Below are 17,034 nucleotides of genomic sequence, written 5' to 3' on the forward strand. Positions count from 1 at the left end.
AACAAGAAACATTGCCTGAAGCAACTTCTATATCAAATATAAATAATTATTAAGAATTAACATCTACAGATATTTAAATGCTGTAGCTTTGTAGTATTAATCTAAATTTAATCCATTATAATATGTATCCAGAAGCATTAGTTAAACCAATGAAAGCGGAGTTAACCTCTGTTGGATTTGAAGAATTATTAACCCCGGAAAACGTAGATAAATCCTTAAAGCAAGAAGGAACAGTTTTAGTAGTTGTAAATTCTGTATGCGGATGTGCCGCAGGCGCCGCTCGTCCGGGTGTGAAGTTAAGTCTTGCAAACGCAAAAAAACCATCAAAACTCACAACTGTATTTGCAGGTTTTGATACCGATGCAGTGGTTCAGGCGCGTAAGCATTTTGCACCTTATCCTCCATCATCACCTTGTATTGCATTATTCAAGAACGGTGAATTAGTTCATTTTGTAGAGCGTCACAACATTGAAGGCTGTACTGCACAAATGATTGCCGACCATCTAAAAATGGTTTATGACGAATATTGTTAATCAATAATCACTTTTTCTTTAGCCCGATTTATTCGGGCTTTTTTATGCGCTTAAATACAGCTTCAGTACAACTATATAAAACAAAAAGCCCCGCAATTGCGGGGCTTTTTAGTATAGAGAGTAAGACTATGCTTCTTCTTCGATTTCTTCTTTACTAGCCATTAAACGCTCGTATTCTTCCTTGCTTCCAACTACTAATTTCTCGTAGTGGCGTAAACCTGTACCTGCAGGAATTAAGTGACCAACGATAACGTTTTCTTTTAATCCTAATAAAGTATCTACTTTTCCGTTTACAGCAGCTTCGTTCAACACTTTTGTTGTTTCCTGGAACGATGCCGCAGAAATCCAACTGTTAGTTTGTAATGAAGCGCGCGTAATACCTTGTAAGATTGGATTAGCAGTTGCAGGAACAGCGTCGCGTGCTTCTACTAATTTTTGATCTTTACGACGTAATACAGAGTTCTCGTCACGTAATTTACGTGCAGTGATAATCTGACCGCGTTTTAATTCAGCTGAATCACCCGGATCCATTACAACTTTCTTACCATAAACATTGTCGTTTTCTTCCATGAAATCAACTTTGTTTACGATTTGTTGCTCTAAGAAAATAGTATCACCCGGATCAACAATCTCAACTTTACGCATCATTTGACGCACGATAGTTTCGAAATGTTTGTCGTTCAATTTCTGACCCTGTAAACGGTAAACCTCTTGGATTTCGTTTACTAAGTATTCCTGAACAGCAGTAGGGCCTTTAATCGCTAAGATATCGCCAGGAGAAGTCGCTCCGTCTGATAATGGATCACCAGCGCGTACGAAATCATTTTCCTGAACTAAGATATGCTTAGATAAAGACACTAAGTAACGACGTTGTTCGCCGGTTTTAGCTTCTACTACTACCTCACGGTTACCACGCTTAATTTTACCGAAAGTAACGATACCGTCAATCTCAGAAACTACAGCAGGGTTACTTGGGTTACGTGCCTCGAATAATTCAGTTACACGAGGTAAACCACCGGTGATATCACCTGTTTTACCGGTAACACGAGGAATCTTAACTAATATCTGACCTGGTTCGATTTTTGCTTTTTCGTTTACAACGATATGCGCTCCAACCGGAATGTTGTATGTTTTTAAAGACTCACCTTTTTTATCCACGATTCTAATTAATGGATTCATGGTTTTGTCTTTACTTTCAATGATTACTTTTTCTTTAAAACCTGTTTGCTCGTCAGATTCTTCACGGAAAGTTACATTTTCTTTGATGTGTTCGTATTCAACTGTACCACCAAATTCTGAAACGATAACAGCGTTATATGGATCCCAATCACATAATAAATCACCCTTCTTCACTTTTGAACCCGGCTTGATATATAATGCAGAACCATAAGGAACGTTACCTGTTGTTAAAGTAATTCCTGTGTTTGCGTCAACGATGCGTAACTCAGTTGAACGACCTATAACGGTGTTCACCTTAGCCCCATCAGTATTTACGCTTTCAACAGTTCTTAACTCATCAATTTCAACGATACCATCGTGTTTAGCAATCAATGAAGATGATGCAGCGATGTTACTTGCTGTACCACCCACGTGGAAAGTACGTAATGTTAACTGTGTACCCGGCTCACCGATCGACTGTGCAGCGATTACACCAACAGCTTCACCTAACTGAACTAAGCGCCCGTTAGCTAAGTTGCGTCCATAACATTTTGCACACACACCTGATTTAGATTCGCAGGTTAATACCGAACGAATTTCAACCGACTCAATCGGAGATTTTTCGATAGCAGCACCAACGTCTTCAGTAATTAATTCTCCGCCTTGTACGATTAATTCACCAGTAGTTGGATGATATACATCGTTTACGGCAACACGTCCTAAAATACGATCGTATAATGTTTCAACTACATCGTCGTTATTTTTTAATGCCGACATAGTTAATCCACGTAATGTACCACAATCTGCTTCGTTAATAATAACGTCTTGCGCCACGTCAACTAAACGACGAGTCAAGTAACCCGCATCCGCTGTTTTTAACGCCGTATCAGCAAGACCTTTACGAGCACCGTGGGTTGAAATAAAGTATTCCAAAATCGAAAGACCTTCACGGAAGTTCGATAATACCGGATTCTCGATAATTTCAGCACCGGTAGCACCTGCTTTTTGAGGCTTCGCCATCAAACCGCGCATACCACTTAACTGCTTAATTTGTTCCTTAGAACCACGAGCACCTGAATCTAACATCATGTACACCGCGTTAAATCCTTGCTTATCGCTGCTCAAAGTATCTAATACTTTCTTAGTTACTTTAGAGTTAGTGTGCGTCCAGATATCAATGATTTGGTTGTAACGTTCGTTGTTTGTAATGAAACCCATGTTATAGTTATTCATTACCTCTTCAACTTGTTCGTGAGCTTCTTTAATAATTACAGCTTTTTCAGCCGGAGTTTGAATATCACCTAAGTTGAACGATAAACCACCACGGAATGCAGTACGGAAACCTAATTCTTTGATATCATCTAAGAATTTAGCTGTCTTCGCCATACCTGTTTTCTTCAATACCATACCGATGATATCACGTAACGATTTCTTCGTTAATAATTCATTGATATAACCTACTTCGTGTGGTACAACCTGATTGAAAATTACACGTCCCACAGAAGTCTCAATTAATTTCTCAACTAATTTATCGCCTTCTAAAGCATTTGTAATTTTCACTTTTATTTGTGCGTGTAAATCAACTTGCTTCTCATTATAAGCAATGATAACTTCTTCTGCACTATAAAATATTTTTCCTTCACCTTTAACCTTATCATTCGGTAAATTTCTCTTCGACTTAGTTAAGTAATATAAACCTAACACCATGTCCTGAGAAGGAACCGCTACCGGCGCACCGTTAGATGGGTTTAAGATGTTATGAGAAGCCAACATTAAAATTTGAGTTTCCAAAATAGCTGCATGTCCTAATGGAACGTGCACTGCCATCTGGTCACCGTCGAAGTCAGCGTTAAACGCGGTACACACTAATGGGTGTAACTGAATCGCTTTTCCTTCGATTAATTTTGGTTGGAAGGCCTGGATACCTAACCTGTGGAGTGTCGGGGCACGGTTAAGCATTACGGGATGTCCTTTCAATACGTTTTCTAAGATATCCCAAACGATTGGCTCTTTACGATCAACAATTTTCTTTGCAGATTTAACTGTTTTCACGATTCCACGCTCAATCATTTTACGGATAATAAATGGTTTGAATAATTCAGCTGCCATTTCTTTTGGTAAACCGCATTCGTGTAATTTTAACTCAGGACCTACAACAATTACCGAACGAGCCGAGTAGTCAACACGCTTACCTAATAAGTTTTGACGGAAACGTCCTTGCTTACCTTTTAATGAATCAGATAATGATTTTAAAGCACGGTTAGATTCAGTTTTAACCGCATTTGATTTACGAGAGTTATCAAATAACGAGTCAACTGATTCTTGTAACATACGTTTTTCGTTACGTAAGATTACATCCGGAGCTTTAATTTCAATTAAACGCTTTAAACGGTTGTTACGAATGATTACACGACGGTATAAGTCATTTAAATCAGATGTAGCGAAACGTCCGCCATCCAATGGAACTAAAGGACGTAACTCAGGTGGAATAACCGGAACAATTTTCACAATCATCCACTCTGGCTTGTTTACTACGTGAGTATTAGCCTGACGGAATGCTTCAATAACTTGCAAACGTTTCAAAGCTTCGTTTTTACGTTGCTGAGAAGTTTCAGTTGAAGCTTTGTGACGTAATTCATACGATAAACTATCTAAATCCAAACGGGATAATAAGTCCTGAATTGCTTCAGCACCCATTTTCGCCACAAATTTATTCGGATCTGTTTCGTCTAATAAATGATTGTCTTTTGGTAAACCATCTACAATGTTTAAGTATTCTTCTTCAGTTAAGAAGTCTAAATAACTTACACCATTAGCAGCGGCAACACCGGCATTGATTACAACATAACGCTCGTAATAAATGATAGTATCTAACTTTTTAGTTGGTAAACCTAAGATGTAACCGATTTTGTTTGGTAACGAACGGAAGTACCAGATATGAGCAACAGGTACCACTAAGCTAATGTGGCCCATACGCTCACGACGTACTTTTTTCTCAGTTACTTCAACACCGCAACGGTCGCAAATGATACCCTTGTAACGGATACGCTTGTATTTTCCACAATGACATTCGTAATCCTTTACAGGACCGAAAATACGCTCGCAGAATAAACCATCACGCTCCGGCTTATAGGTACGGTAGTTAATTGTCTCCGGTTTTAATACTTCACCACTTGAACGCTGAAGAATTGACTCAGGCGAAGCAAGGCTGATAGTAATCTTAGAGAAATTTGATTTTAATTTATTATCTTTTCTTAAAGCCATTATAATTGCTGTTAGATTTTTACTTAGTTAATTAATCCATTGTTACATCTAAGGCTAAACCTCTCAATTCATGTAATAATACATTGAATGATTCAGGGATACCCGGTGTTGGAATGTTCTCACCTTTTACAATAGCTTCATAAGCTTTTGCACGGCCCATTACGTCATCAGACTTAACAGTTAACAATTCCTGTAACACATTAGCTGCACCGTATGCTTCAAGTGCCCAAACCTCCATCTCACCAAAACGCTGACCACCAAATTGTGCTTTACCGCCTAAAGGTTGTTGCGTAATTAATGAGTAAGGTCCGATTGAACGAGCGTGCATCTTATCATCAACCATGTGGCCTAATTTCAACATGTAGATAATACCTACAGTAGCCGGTTGGTCAAAGCGCTCACCTGTTCCACCATCAATTAAGAAAGTACGGCCGAATTGAGGAAGACCAGCTTTAGAAGTGTATTCATCGATTTGCTCCATTGAAGCACCGTCGAAAATAGGAGTTGCAAATTTCAATCCTAATTTCTGACCGGCCCACGCCAATACAGTTTCATAAATCTGACCTAAGTTCATACGAGAAGGTACACCAAGAGGATTTAAAACGATATCCACCGGAGTTCCATCTTCTAAGAATGGCATATCTTCTTCTTTTACGATACGCGCAACGATACCTTTGTTACCGTGGCGTCCTGCCATCTTATCACCTACTTTTAACTTACGTTTTTGTGCAATGTAAACTTTCGCTAACTGAACGATACCTGCTGGTAATTCGTCACCAACTGTTACTTGGAACTTCTCACGCTTGTATTGACCAAGTAAATCGTTATACTTAATCATGAAGTTGTGTAACAAGCGTTCGATTTGTTCGTTCTTGTCTTTATCAGTTGTCCAGTTGCTTGGATTAACTTCAGAGTAATCTACTCTTTCTAATAATTTTTGAGTGAATTTTGTTCCGCGAGGAATAATCTCTTCGCCTAAGATATTAGTAACACCTTGTGAAGTGCGACCATTTACTAAAACAAATAACTTATCAATTAATTGAAGTTTTAAATTATGGACATTCTTTTCATGTTCAGAATCTAATTTATCAATTAAAGGTTTTTCTTCTGCCTTAGCCTTTTTATCCTTAATAGCGCGAGAGAATAAACGCTTATCGATTACTACACCCTTTAATGATGGAGGAACGCGTAAAGAAGCATCCTTCACATCACCTGCTTTGTCACCAAAGATAGCGCGTAATAATTTTTCTTCCGGAGAAGGATCTGTTTCACCTTTTGGAGTGATTTTACCGATTAAGATATCACCTTCTTTTACATCAGCACCAACACGAATAATACCTTTGTCGTCAAGATCCTTTGTTGCATCTTCACTTACGTTAGGAATATCCGGAGTTAACTCTTCTAATCCGCGCTTTGTATCACGAACTTCTAAAGTATACTCATCGATGTGAATTGAAGTGAAGATATCATCACGAACAATTTTCTCAGAAATTACGATAGCATCCTCAAAGTTGTAACCTTTCCAAGGCATGAACGCTACTTTTAAGTTGCGGCCTAATGCCAACTCACCGTTTTCGGTAGCATATCCATCACATAATACTTGTCCTTTAGAAACCTTATCACCTTTCTTAACGATTGGCTTTAAGTTCATACAAGTACTCTGATTGGTTTTTTGGAATTTCGTTAACTTATAAGTTCTTACATCACCATCGAAGCTTACTAATTTTTCTTCTTCAGAGCGATTGTAACGAATCACAATTTCATTTGCATCAACATACTCAACAATTCCTTCACCTTCTGCATTGATTAATACACGTGAATCTTGCGCTACACGCGCTTCGATACCGGTACCAACAATTGGAGCTTGCGGACGCATTAAAGGAACCGCCTGACGTTGCATGTTTGATCCCATTAACGCACGGTTAGCATCATCATGCTCTAGGAATGGAATTAACGAAGCAGCGATTGAAGCAATTTGGTTTGGAGCGATGTCCATTAAGTGAATTTTCTCAGGCTCTAATACCGGGAAATCACCTTCATAACGCGCAACCACTTTCTTGCCAATCAAGTTTCCTTTTTCGTCAATTTCAGCGCTGGTTTGAGCAATGTTCTTTTGATCTTCTTCTTCCGCTGTTAAATAAACAATTGGTTTATTTACTTCAATCTTACCTTCTTTAACCGGACGGTAAGGCGTTTCAATAAATCCTAACTTGTTAATTTTAGCGTATACACATAATGAGGAAATCAAACCAATGTTTGGTCCTTCCGGTGTTTCAATTGTACATAAACGACCGTAGTGCGTGTAGTGAACGTCACGTACCTCGAAACCTGCGCGCTCACGAGATAAACCTCCTGGCCCGAGTGCCGATAAACGACGTTTGTGAGTAATCTCTGATAATGGATTGGTTTGATCCATAAACTGAGATAACTGGTTAGTACCAAAGAATGAGTTAATAACTGATGATAATGTTTTAGCATTAATCAAATCAGTTGGAGTAAACACCTCGTTATCGCGAACGTTCATACGCTCACGAATTGTACGCGCCATACGAGCTAAACCTACACCAAATTGAGAGTAAAGCTGCTCACCTACGGTACGTACACGACGGTTACTTAAGTGATCGATATCATCCACATCTGTTTTAGAGTTGATTAATTCGATCAAATATTTAATGATTAGGATCATATCTTCCTTCGTAAGAACACGGATGTTCATTGGGATATCGATTCCTAATTTTTTGTTAATACGGTAACGACCTACTTCTCCTAAATCGTAACGTTTATCAGAGAAGAATAACTTGTCGATAACACCACGAGCGGTTTCTTCATCCGGTGGTTCTGCGTTACGTAATAAACGGTAGATGTATTCAATCGCTTCTTTTTCAGAGTTGGTTGAATCTTTTTGTAAAGTATTGTAGATAATTGCGAAGTCAGCAGTATTAATATCTTCCTTGTGTAAGATGATAGATTTTACTCCTGCGTCAGCGATTAAGTCGATGTGTGCATCTTCTAAAATAGTTTCACGGTCTAAGATAACCTCATTACGTTCGATAGACACCACTTCTCCGGTATCCTCATCTACGAAATCTTCTAACCAGGTTTTTAAAACACGTGCCGCTAAACGACGACCTACTTCACGTTTTAAACCGGCTTTACTAACTTTTACTTCGTCAGCTAAACCAAATATTTCTAAAATTTGTTTATCGCTTTCAAAACCGATGGCGCGTAATAAAGTTGTTACCGGTAACTTTTTCTTACGATCGATGTAAGCATACATTACGTTATTGATATCGGTAGCAAATTCTATCCACGAACCTTTGAAAGGGATAACACGTGCACTATATAATTTTGTTCCATTTGCGTGACGGCTTTGTCCGAAGAACACGCCCGGCGAACGGTGTAACTGAGATACAATTACCCTTTCAGCACCATTGATTACGAAAGAACCTTTCGGTGTCATGTAAGGAATTGTTCCCAAGTATACGTCTTGCATAATGGGTTCGAAATCTTCATGTTCAGGATCGGTACAGTACAAATATAATTTTGCCTTTAAAGGCACACTGTACGTTAATCCACGCTCGATACACTCATCAATTGAGTAGCGAGGCGGATCGATATAATAATCTTTAAACTCTAAAACGAAGTTGTTACGTGCATCCGAAATAGGAAAATTTTCGGCAAACACTTTAAACAAGCCTTCTTTTTTACGGTTCTCAGGTGTTGTTTCTAACTGGAAAAAATCCTGGAAAGATTTAACCTGAATGTCCAAAAAGTCGGGATACTCAATTGGAAACTTATTGGATGAGAAATTAATTCTCGTTTTATTTTTTACTGTTGCAGCCAAGTTATTTAAAGTTAAGTTAGTTAAAGATTAAAGAACCAAAGTACGGGTTGAAATAAATACAAACAGGAAAGGGCCATAAATTATGGCCTTTTCCTTGTTATGTAATTAATTACTTAATTTCAACTTTAGCACCAGCTTCTTCTAAAGCTTTCTTAATAGATTCAGCTTCTTCCTTCGCAATACCTTCTTTTACTGCTTTAGGAGCACCGTCTACTAAGTCTTTAGCTTCTTTCAAGCCAAGTCCTGTTAAATCTTTAACAACTTTTACTACGCCTAATTTACCAGCGCCAGCATCAGTTAAAATTACGTCGAATGCAGTTTTTGCAGCAGCAGCATCGCCACCTGCAGCACCACCACCTGCAACTACTACAGCTGCAGCAGCCGGTTCGATACCGTAATCGTCTTTTAATATTTTTGCTAATTCTTGTACATCTTTCACTGTTAAGTTAACAAGTGTTTCAGCTATTGATTTTACGTCTGCCATTTTATTATGGTTTTAAATTTTTAATAATTGATTGTTTTGTTTTTGTTCTTTTTGATAATTGTTTTTGTTAACGATTACGCCGCAGTTGCTTCGTCGCCACCTTTTTTGTTTTCCAAGCCACCTAATACACGTTTGATTGGTGATTGTAATAACATAACGATGTCGCCGATTAATTCGTTCTTCGACTTCAATGAAGCCAAAGCATCTAATTGTGCATCTCCGATATAAACTGTTTCTTCAACGTAAGCTGCTTTTAAAGCCGGTTTAGAATCCTTTTTACGGAATTCTTTAATCGCCTTTGCAGGAGCGTTTGAAGTTTCGGTAAACATTAAAGCTGTTTCTCCTTTTAATGCAGGAATTAAATCAGCTAATTTGCTGTCGTTAGCACGCTCAATTGCTTTTTTAAGCAATGTGTTTTTAACTACAGTGATGCTTACTTTCTTTTCAAAACAAACCTTACGGAAAGCATTTACTTTTTCAACTGTCAACGATGAACAATCTGCTAAATAGATTTTATTGTTAGCGTTTAATTTTTCCACTAACTCATCTATCATTTTCGATTTTTGCTCTTTATTCATGCGATTTTTTATTAGTTGAATAATTTAGTATCAATGATAATGCCCGGGCTCATAGTGCTGCTCATAGTTACCGACTTCATGTAGGTACCTTTTGCGCTTGATGGCTTTAATTTGATGATAGCTTGAATAACTTCATTAGCGTTCTCTTCGATTTTTTGTGCATCGAAAGATACTTTACCTACGCTAGTATGAATAATACCTGCTTTATCAACTTTAAAGTCAATTTTTCCGCCTTTTGAATCCTGAACGGCCTTACCAACTTCCATGGTTACGGTACCGGTTTTTGGGTTTGGCATTAAACCACGAGGGCCTAACACACGACCTAAAGCACCTACTTTACCCATTACTGAAGGCATAGTAATAATTACATCTACATCGGTCCAACCGCCTTTGATTTTCTCGATGTATTCGTCTAATCCAACGTAATCAGCTCCTGCTGCTTTAGCTTCCGCTTCCTTATCAGGAGTTACGATTGCTAAGATGCGAACAGTTTTTCCAGTACCATGAGGTAATGAAACGATACCGCGTACCATTTGATTAGCTTTCTTAGGATCAACTCCTAAACGGATCGCAAGATCCACAGAAGAATCAAACTTAGTGGTAGTAATTTCTTTTACCACTTTAGCCGCTTCTGTTAGTGAATAGGTCTTGTTTTGGTCGAATTTCGCCAAAGCAGCCTTTCTTTTTTTAGTTAACGTTGCCATTTTTAAGCTAGTTTTTGATTAATAATAATTTAATTAAAAAGGTTTGTTACCTGTAACAGTAACGCCCATGCTGCGTGCAGTACCTGCAACCATGCTCATTGCACTCTCCACTGTAAAACAGTTCATGTCTACAATTTTGTCTTCTGCAATTTTGCGAATTTGATCCCATGAAATAGAACCAACTTTCTTACGGTTACTTTGGCCTGAACCACCTTTAATTTTGGTGACCTCCATAATTTGTGCAGCTACCGGTGGACGTTTGATAATGAAATCAAAAGTCTTGTCGGAATAAACATTGATGATAACAGGTAATACTTTACCTTGTTGTTCCTGAGTTCTGGCATTAAATTGCTTACAGAACTCCATAATGTTTACACCCTTGGCACCTAAAGCAGGACCAATTGGAGGCGATGGGTTAGCAGCTCCACCTTTAATTTGCAACTTTACAATTGCTGATAACTCTTTTGCCATTTTTATTTGTTTTTATTTGTTTAGTTGATAAAGCTAATGTCTCACCTATAACTTTATCGCTTTTATTGTTGGTCTTTCGTTTTGGATTCCGTTTCCGGAGATTTACTTTGAGTTGGAAGCAGCAAAGCGTCTCATGTTCCAAAATCTACTTAACCTTCAATGTTTTTATTCTCTTTCAACTTCTCCGTAACTTAACTCAACAGGAGTTTTACGGCCGAAGATTTTAACTGTAACTTTAATTTTCTTCTTCTCTTCGTTAACCTCTTCAATGATTCCGTTAAATCCATTGAACGGACCATTAATTACTTTCACAGATTCACCTACAACGTAATTTGTTGTTACGGTTCCTTCTGCCTCAGTTAACTCATCCACCTTACCTAATATGCGATTCACTTCTGATAAACGCATTGGCACCGGTTCTCCGCCTTTAGTTTCTCCTAAGAAACCAATCACACCGGTAATGTTTTTAATGATATGAGGAATTTCACCTACCAAAGAAGCTTCGATTAATACGTAACCCGGATAGAAAGAACGTTCTTTCGCGATTTTTTTTCCGTTACGAATCTGAATAATTTTCTCAGTGGGAATTAACACTTGCGAAACGTAATCGTTTAGCTTTAAACGGTTAATTTCAACCTCAATGTATTGCTTCACTTTTTTCTCCTGACCACTAATAGCACGTACCACGTACCATTTTTTAGTTGAAGTTGAAGTGTCTTGTTTTACTTGCGTTGCCATTTCTACAATCTTGTCTAATTAAAATTATAAGCCATTAATCATTTGGTAAGCTAATTCCATTAACTTTCCAAAAGCTGTATCCATAGCAAATACAACTAAAGCAATAATAATTGAAGCAACCATTACCACCATTGCACTGCCTTGTAGTTCTTGCCATGTTGGCCAACTCACTTTCGTTACCAATTCGTTGGTAGTTTCTTCAAAATATGTTTTTATTTTACTCATATCATTTCTTTTTTAGTTCGCAGTTTCTAGTTCGCAGTAAAACTCCGAACTAAGAACCACTTACTGTTTTGCACGGGCAGAGAGATTCGAACTCCCATCAACGGTTTTGGAGACCGCTATTCTACCATTGAACTATGCCCGTAATTTGGTTCAATGCTTATTTTTCGACCAAAATTGCCGGTTTTTCTACCAAAAAATACCAGCTTTTATAAACAGCAAAATGGCATCCCGCGAACGGGAGCCATTTTGCCTATATATAAACTATGGCAATTAATCTAAGATCTCAGTTACCTGACCTGCACCAACTGTACGGCCACCTTCGCGAATCGCGAAACGTAAACCTTTGTCCATTGCAATTGGGTTGATCAAGTTAACAGTGATAGTAACGTTATCACCAGGCATAACCATTTCGCGACCTGATTCTAATTCGATTTCTCCTGTAACGTCAGTAGTACGGAAATAGAATTGAGGACGGTATTTGTTATGGAATGGAGTGTGACGTCCACCTTCTTCTTTCTTCAAGATATAAACCTCAGCTTTAAATTTAGCGTGTGGTTTTACTGAACCAGGTTTTGCGATAACCATACCACGACGGATATCTTTTTTCTCGATACCACGTAATAATAAACCTACGTTATCTCCAGCCTCACCGTAATCTAAGATTTTACGGAACATCTCTACACCAGTTACAGTTGATGCTAATTTCTCAGCACCCATACCAATGATATCTACTGCATCGTTAGAGTTGATCACACCAGTTTCGATACGACCTGTAGCAACTGTACCACGACCAGTGATCGTGAACACGTCTTCTACCGGCATCAAGAAAGGCTTATCTTTATCACGTGGAGGAAGAGGGATATACTCATCAACCGCGTTCATTAATTCCATGATTTTATCAACCCATTTTGGGTCTTTGTTTAATCCACCTAAAGCAGAACCACGGATGATTGGAGTGTTATCACCATCAAACTTGTAGAATGATAATAATTCACGGATTTCCATTTCAACTAAGTCTAATAACTCAGCATCTTCAACCATGTCAACTTTATTCATGAATACAACGATACGAGGTACACCTACCTGACGAGCTAAAAGGATATGCTCGCGAGTTTGTGGCATCGGACCATCAGTAGCAGCTACCACTAAGATAGCACCGTCCATTTGTGCAGCACCTGTAACCATGTTTTTAACGTAGTCAGCGTGGCCAGGACAGTCAACGTGTGCGTAGTGACGTTTTTCTGTTGCATACTCAACGTGTGAAGTATTAATTGTAATACCGCGTTCTTTTTCTTCAGGAGCGTTGTCGATTGAAGAGAAATCGCGTAATTCTGCTAAACCTTTGTCAGCTAATACAGTTGTAATAGCAGCAGTTAAGGTAGTTTTTCCGTGGTCAACGTGACCAATAGTTCCAATGTTTACGTGTGGTTTGGAACGGTCGAATTTTTCTTTTGCCATAGTAGTTAATTTACTTGTTTTGTTATTTTTTGTTTATATATATTAGTTATTGACTAATCTTTTTAATTCGCTGTTTTCACAGTTTTTGAGCTGTTGATCGCGAGGTTTACACTCGCGACGACCTCTCAACTTTAGAGCTGTTGAGCAGGATTGAACTGCCGACCTCTTCCTTACCAAGGAAGTGCTCTACCACTGAGCTACAACAGCTAATTGCTCTCCTCTTTCAACACCAGTATTAAATGAACTTACCGTCTTTACATACGAAAAGTCCCGCATTTTGGGGACATCCAAAGGAATTGAAATCGTGATGCACAAACTTCGCTTCTCTTTGTCTCCGCAATCCGGAGGTATTTCTCTTCCCTTCTAACCTTCAACTCAGAGCGGAAGACGGGTCTCGAACCCGCAACCTCTAGCTTGGAAGGCTAGAGCTCTACCAATTGAGCTACTTCCGCTTGTAATAATGCAACAGTTAAATCTGTAACCTCTTGCATACCAAGTGGGGTAAGATGGATTCGAACCACCGAAGTCGAAAGACAGCAGATTTACAGTCTGCCCCATTTGGCCACTCTGGTATTACCCCCCAAATCAACAAAAAGAGCCGAAGAAGGGACTCGAACCCCCGACCAGCTGATTACAAATCAGCTGCTCTACCAGCTGAGCTACTTCGGCTTTTTGGTGTTTTTACAAAGAACATTTACCCTTTAAAAAGGGACTGCAAATGTAGTAACAAATTTGGTTGCTGCAAAAAAATAAGATACTTTTTTTATTTCTCTTATAACATACTGAAAAACTGAACTATACAGATGGTTTTTTACCAAGGTTTTAGGTTTAACTAATATTATATTTTATTGGCTTTGAGATTAAGCACGAAAGTAACAACTTTAAATGATTAAATTCTTTTAGATTTTTACGCTTCAAAAACATGAAAAAATTACTGTTCTTCTTTAGCCTTTTTGCTTCGCTTTTTAGCTTTTCTCAAGCGCCAAATCCTGTTAAATGGGAGGCAAGTTATTCAAGCATTAACTCCGATGAAGGTGAAATTATCATCACTGCTAAAATCGATAAAGGCTGGCATATTTATTCGCAAAACATTGCACCCGACGCAGGCCCCATTCCTACTACATTTAATTACACGCCTGGTGCAAATTTTGAGTTAGTAGGAAAAACAATTGAAGGAAATGCGCACGAGGTTTTTGATAAAGCTTTTGATACCAAACTTCTCATTTTCGACGACAAAGCTGAGTTTAAGCAAAAAATAAAATTAAAAAACAGCAAAGGATTTACCACGATTGTAAAACTTGAATTTATGACCTGTAACGATATGCAATGCTTGCCTCCAAAAACAATCGAATTAACGCTAAATATTACATCTAAAAAGTAGGAATATAATTTTAGGTGTTTATGGTATCAAATGTTACACGATTAAATCGCACTAAATCTTAATTTTGCCCACGTATCGCAAGTTTTAAATATGAAAAAATTCATCTTAGGAATAATATTATCAATTTTTAGTTTTGGAATTCTAACCGCGCAGGACAATCCGGTTCATTGGAGTTTCTCTTCCAAAAAAATCAGCGATTGCGAATACGATTTGATCTTTAAAGCTAAAATTGATGAACCATGGCATTTATATTCTTTAAACAAAGCCGGCGATGAAGGTCCAAACCCTACTGTATTTACATTCAAGAAAAATTCCGATTACGAATTAATCGGTAAAGTAAAACAAGGCAAACCGCTAAAAGAGTTTGACAAAGTTTTTGAGATGAATGTAGAGTATTATAAACATGAAGCCACCTTTACACAACGTATTAAACTTTTAACCGATAAGAAAATAAAAATTACCGGTAAATACGAATACCAGTCATGTACTGAAGAAAAGTGTATTTTCCCACCGGCTGATAATTTTGATTTTGAATTACAAGGAACAGCAGCGTGCAATACCGGTTCTTCAGCCACAGCAACAACACCTACTTTAACAGAATCTACAGTTAAGGACTCTACTAATGAGGCTGCTGTTCAGGTTGCCGAAAAAGATTCTGCCAATCAAGCAAACGCACAAACAGGTGCAGTGATAAAAGAAACACATTATGAAGATCAAAAGCCGGCAGCTACCTCTATGTCGTGGTTCGGAATATTTTTAGCAGGCTTTATTGGCGGATTCGCGGCATTACTTACACCTTGTGTGTTTCCAATGATTCCAATGAATGTAAGTTTCTTTACCAAGCAAAGTAAAACCAAACAACAAGGTATTCGTAATGCTTTAACTTATGCTCTATTTATCATTATTCTTTATGTTGGTTTAGGACTTGGCGTTACTTTAATTTTCGGTGCGGGCGCTCTTCATACGCTTTCTACTAATGTTTGGTTCAATCTCGCATTCTTTGTTCTTCTCTTGGTTTTTGCCGCCTCGTTTTTAGGCGCATTCGAAATTGTATTACCAAGTTCCTTCGTGAACAAAATGGATGCTAAAGCAGACAAAGGTGGCTTGATTGGAATTTTCTTTATGGCATTTACTTTAGCGCTCGTTTCATTTTCTTGTACAGGACCAATCATCGGTACGTTATTAGTTGAAGCATCTTCAACAGGAAATATTGCCGGTCCGTTTTGGGGTATGTTTGGTTTTGCATTGGCATTATCATTACCATTCGGCTTGTTCGCTGCTTTCCCTGGATGGTTAAACTCATTACCACAATCAGGAGGATGGCTTAATGCCGTTAAGGTTACGCTTGGTTTTTTAGAATTAGCACTCGCACTTAAATTTGCATCTAACGCAGATTTAGTTGTACAAGCCGGCATTCTTACACGCGAAGTTTTCATTGGATTATGGATTGTAATTTTTGGTTTATTAGGTGTTTACTTGATTGGGGGATTTAAAACTTCACATGACAGCGATTTAAAGCACGTATCTGTTACACGTTTATTTTTCGCTATCACATCCTTCTTCATTACGATTTATTTAATCCCGGGCATGTGGGGAGCTCCTTTAAAAATATTCAGTGGGATATTGCCTCCGTTAGAATATTCTGAATCACCGCATGGATTTGGAGGAAGCGGCAGTGCGCACACCGTTAGTGCTTCAGAAAATCCTGTCGACAAAGAATTTGCTCAGTACATTGAGGTGAATAAAAACGGTATTGTTCATTTCAAGAACGATTACGAACATGCATTAGCTTACGCTAAAAAAGTTGGAAAACCTCTTATGGTTGATTTTACAGGACATGCCTGCGCTAATTGTCGTAAAACTGAGGATTATGTTTGGCCGGATGGTGAAGTAACAAAACGATTAAATAACGATGTGGTTTTAGTTTCTCTTTACGTGGATGACAAGCGCGAACTAGCGGAAAAAGATTACATGAATGTGCATTGGTATGGTAAAGATCGCGTGATTACCGACATTGGGGATAAGTTTAAATACATGGAGGAAACTTTATACGGACAAAGCACGCAACCTCTGTATGTATTGTTAGACCATAATGAAAAGTTAATCGCACCGGTGCGCGGTTACGATCCAAACATTGCTGATTACGTGAAGTGGTTAGATGATGGCATCAACACTTTTAAATCCAAACAAAAATAG

Annotated in this window: 12 protein-coding genes and 5 tRNA genes; 3 read left to right on the top strand and 14 right to left on the bottom strand. The window is 38.3% G+C overall.

The features are described from left to right. Positions 1 to 122 precede the first annotated feature (122 nt). Positions 123 to 533 carry a BrxA/BrxB family bacilliredoxin gene (locus J0L69_11710; protein ID MBN8693857.1) on the top strand — a complete coding sequence of 137 codons (411 nt, stop codon included), beginning with the start codon at positions 123 to 125 and terminating at the stop codon, positions 531 to 533. A gap of 126 nt (positions 534 to 659) precedes the next feature. Here J0L69_11710 and rpoC read toward each other — a convergent pair whose 3' ends face one another. The 14 genes from rpoC to J0L69_11780 all read right to left on the bottom strand — a co-directional run bounded on the left by rpoC (position 660) and on the right by J0L69_11780 (position 14,126). Further along, a complete protein-coding gene (gene rpoC, locus J0L69_11715) occupies positions 660 to 4,955 on the bottom strand; it encodes a DNA-directed RNA polymerase subunit beta' (protein ID MBN8693858.1) in 4,296 nt (1,431 codons plus the stop codon). 31 nt (positions 4,956 to 4,986) lie between these two features. Beyond that, positions 4,987 to 8,799: a DNA-directed RNA polymerase subunit beta gene (rpoB, locus tag J0L69_11720; GenBank protein ID MBN8693859.1), complete on the bottom strand. Its 3,813-nt coding sequence runs from the start codon at positions 8,797 to 8,799 to the stop codon at positions 4,987 to 4,989. Positions 8,800 to 8,908: 109 nt separating this feature from the next. Next, positions 8,909 to 9,283 carry a 50S ribosomal protein L7/L12 gene (gene rplL, locus J0L69_11725; protein ID MBN8693860.1) on the bottom strand — a complete coding sequence of 125 codons (375 nt, stop codon included), beginning with the start codon at positions 9,281 to 9,283 and terminating at the stop codon, positions 8,909 to 8,911. Positions 9,284 to 9,357: 74 nt separating this feature from the next. Then, complete coding sequence (locus J0L69_11730) at positions 9,358 to 9,861, bottom strand: 50S ribosomal protein L10 (GenBank protein MBN8693861.1); 504 nt, start codon at positions 9,859 to 9,861, stop codon at positions 9,358 to 9,360. Between the two features lie 11 nt (positions 9,862 to 9,872). Beyond that, positions 9,873 to 10,565, bottom strand: a complete 693-nt coding sequence (locus tag J0L69_11735; GenBank protein ID MBN8693862.1) for a 50S ribosomal protein L1 — start codon at positions 10,563 to 10,565, stop codon at positions 9,873 to 9,875. A gap of 33 nt (positions 10,566 to 10,598) precedes the next feature. Further along, positions 10,599 to 11,036 (bottom strand): 50S ribosomal protein L11, encoded by a 438-nt coding sequence (gene rplK / locus J0L69_11740; protein MBN8693863.1) that lies wholly within the window; start codon positions 11,034 to 11,036, stop codon positions 10,599 to 10,601. 165 nt (positions 11,037 to 11,201) lie between these two features. Next, complete coding sequence (gene nusG / locus J0L69_11745) at positions 11,202 to 11,774, bottom strand: transcription termination/antitermination factor NusG (GenBank protein MBN8693864.1); 573 nt, start codon at positions 11,772 to 11,774, stop codon at positions 11,202 to 11,204. Positions 11,775 to 11,798: 24 nt separating this feature from the next. Further along, complete coding sequence (secE, locus tag J0L69_11750) at positions 11,799 to 11,999, bottom strand: preprotein translocase subunit SecE (GenBank protein ID MBN8693865.1); 201 nt, start codon at positions 11,997 to 11,999, stop codon at positions 11,799 to 11,801. A gap of 71 nt (positions 12,000 to 12,070) precedes the next feature. Then, positions 12,071 to 12,141: transfer RNA gene (locus J0L69_11755), tRNA-Trp, on the bottom strand. Positions 12,142 to 12,269: 128 nt separating this feature from the next. Further along, entirely contained in the window at positions 12,270 to 13,457 is a 1,188-nt protein-coding gene (gene tuf, locus J0L69_11760) for an elongation factor Tu (protein ID MBN8693866.1), read from the bottom strand. A gap of 135 nt (positions 13,458 to 13,592) precedes the next feature. Then, positions 13,593 to 13,664, bottom strand: a tRNA-Thr gene (locus J0L69_11765). A gap of 172 nt (positions 13,665 to 13,836) precedes the next feature. After that, positions 13,837 to 13,909: transfer RNA gene (locus J0L69_11770), tRNA-Gly, on the bottom strand. Positions 13,910 to 13,954: 45 nt separating this feature from the next. Further along, a tRNA-Tyr gene (locus tag J0L69_11775) sits at positions 13,955 to 14,037 on the bottom strand. A 16-nt stretch (positions 14,038 to 14,053) separates the two neighbouring features. Next, positions 14,054 to 14,126, bottom strand: a tRNA-Thr gene (locus J0L69_11780). A 253-nt stretch (positions 14,127 to 14,379) separates the two neighbouring features. On the opposite strand from J0L69_11780, the gene J0L69_11785 reads away from it, so the two are divergent. Continuing rightward, complete coding sequence (locus tag J0L69_11785; protein MBN8693867.1) at positions 14,380 to 14,838, top strand: hypothetical protein; 459 nt, start codon at positions 14,380 to 14,382, stop codon at positions 14,836 to 14,838. A 90-nt stretch (positions 14,839 to 14,928) separates the two neighbouring features. Further along, positions 14,929 to 17,034: a thioredoxin family protein gene (locus J0L69_11790; GenBank protein ID MBN8693868.1), complete on the top strand. Its 2,106-nt coding sequence runs from the start codon at positions 14,929 to 14,931 to the stop codon at positions 17,032 to 17,034.

This window comes from Bacteroidota bacterium (assembly GCA_017303905.1).
In the GTDB taxonomy this organism is placed as follows: domain Bacteria; phylum Bacteroidota; class Bacteroidia; order B-17B0; family Aurantibacillaceae; genus JAHEYG01.

What these genes read in the sequence shown, in the direction of transcription:
- J0L69_11710 (MBN8693857.1), top strand. Translation starts at nt 123, where the DNA reads ATGTATCCAGAAGCATTAGTTAAACCAATGAAAGCGGAGTTAACCTCT.
- rpoC (MBN8693858.1), bottom strand. Translation starts at nt 4,955, where the DNA reads ATGGCTTTAAGAAAAGATAATAAATTAAAATCAAATTTCTCTAAGATT.
- rplL (MBN8693860.1), bottom strand. Translation starts at nt 9,283, where the DNA reads ATGGCAGACGTAAAATCAATAGCTGAAACACTTGTTAACTTAACAGTG.
- J0L69_11730 (MBN8693861.1), bottom strand. Translation starts at nt 9,861, where the DNA reads ATGAATAAAGAGCAAAAATCGAAAATGATAGATGAGTTAGTGGAAAAA.
- J0L69_11735 (MBN8693862.1), bottom strand. Translation starts at nt 10,565, where the DNA reads ATGGCAACGTTAACTAAAAAAAGAAAGGCTGCTTTGGCGAAATTCGAC.
- rplK (MBN8693863.1), bottom strand. Translation starts at nt 11,036, where the DNA reads ATGGCAAAAGAGTTATCAGCAATTGTAAAGTTGCAAATTAAAGGTGGA.
- nusG (MBN8693864.1), bottom strand. Translation starts at nt 11,774, where the DNA reads ATGGCAACGCAAGTAAAACAAGACACTTCAACTTCAACTAAAAAATGG.
- secE (MBN8693865.1), bottom strand. Translation starts at nt 11,999, where the DNA reads ATGAGTAAAATAAAAACATATTTTGAAGAAACTACCAACGAATTGGTA.
- tuf (MBN8693866.1), bottom strand. Translation starts at nt 13,457, where the DNA reads ATGGCAAAAGAAAAATTCGACCGTTCCAAACCACACGTAAACATTGGA.
- J0L69_11785 (MBN8693867.1), top strand. Translation starts at nt 14,380, where the DNA reads ATGAAAAAATTACTGTTCTTCTTTAGCCTTTTTGCTTCGCTTTTTAGC.
- J0L69_11790 (MBN8693868.1), top strand. Translation starts at nt 14,929, where the DNA reads ATGAAAAAATTCATCTTAGGAATAATATTATCAATTTTTAGTTTTGGA.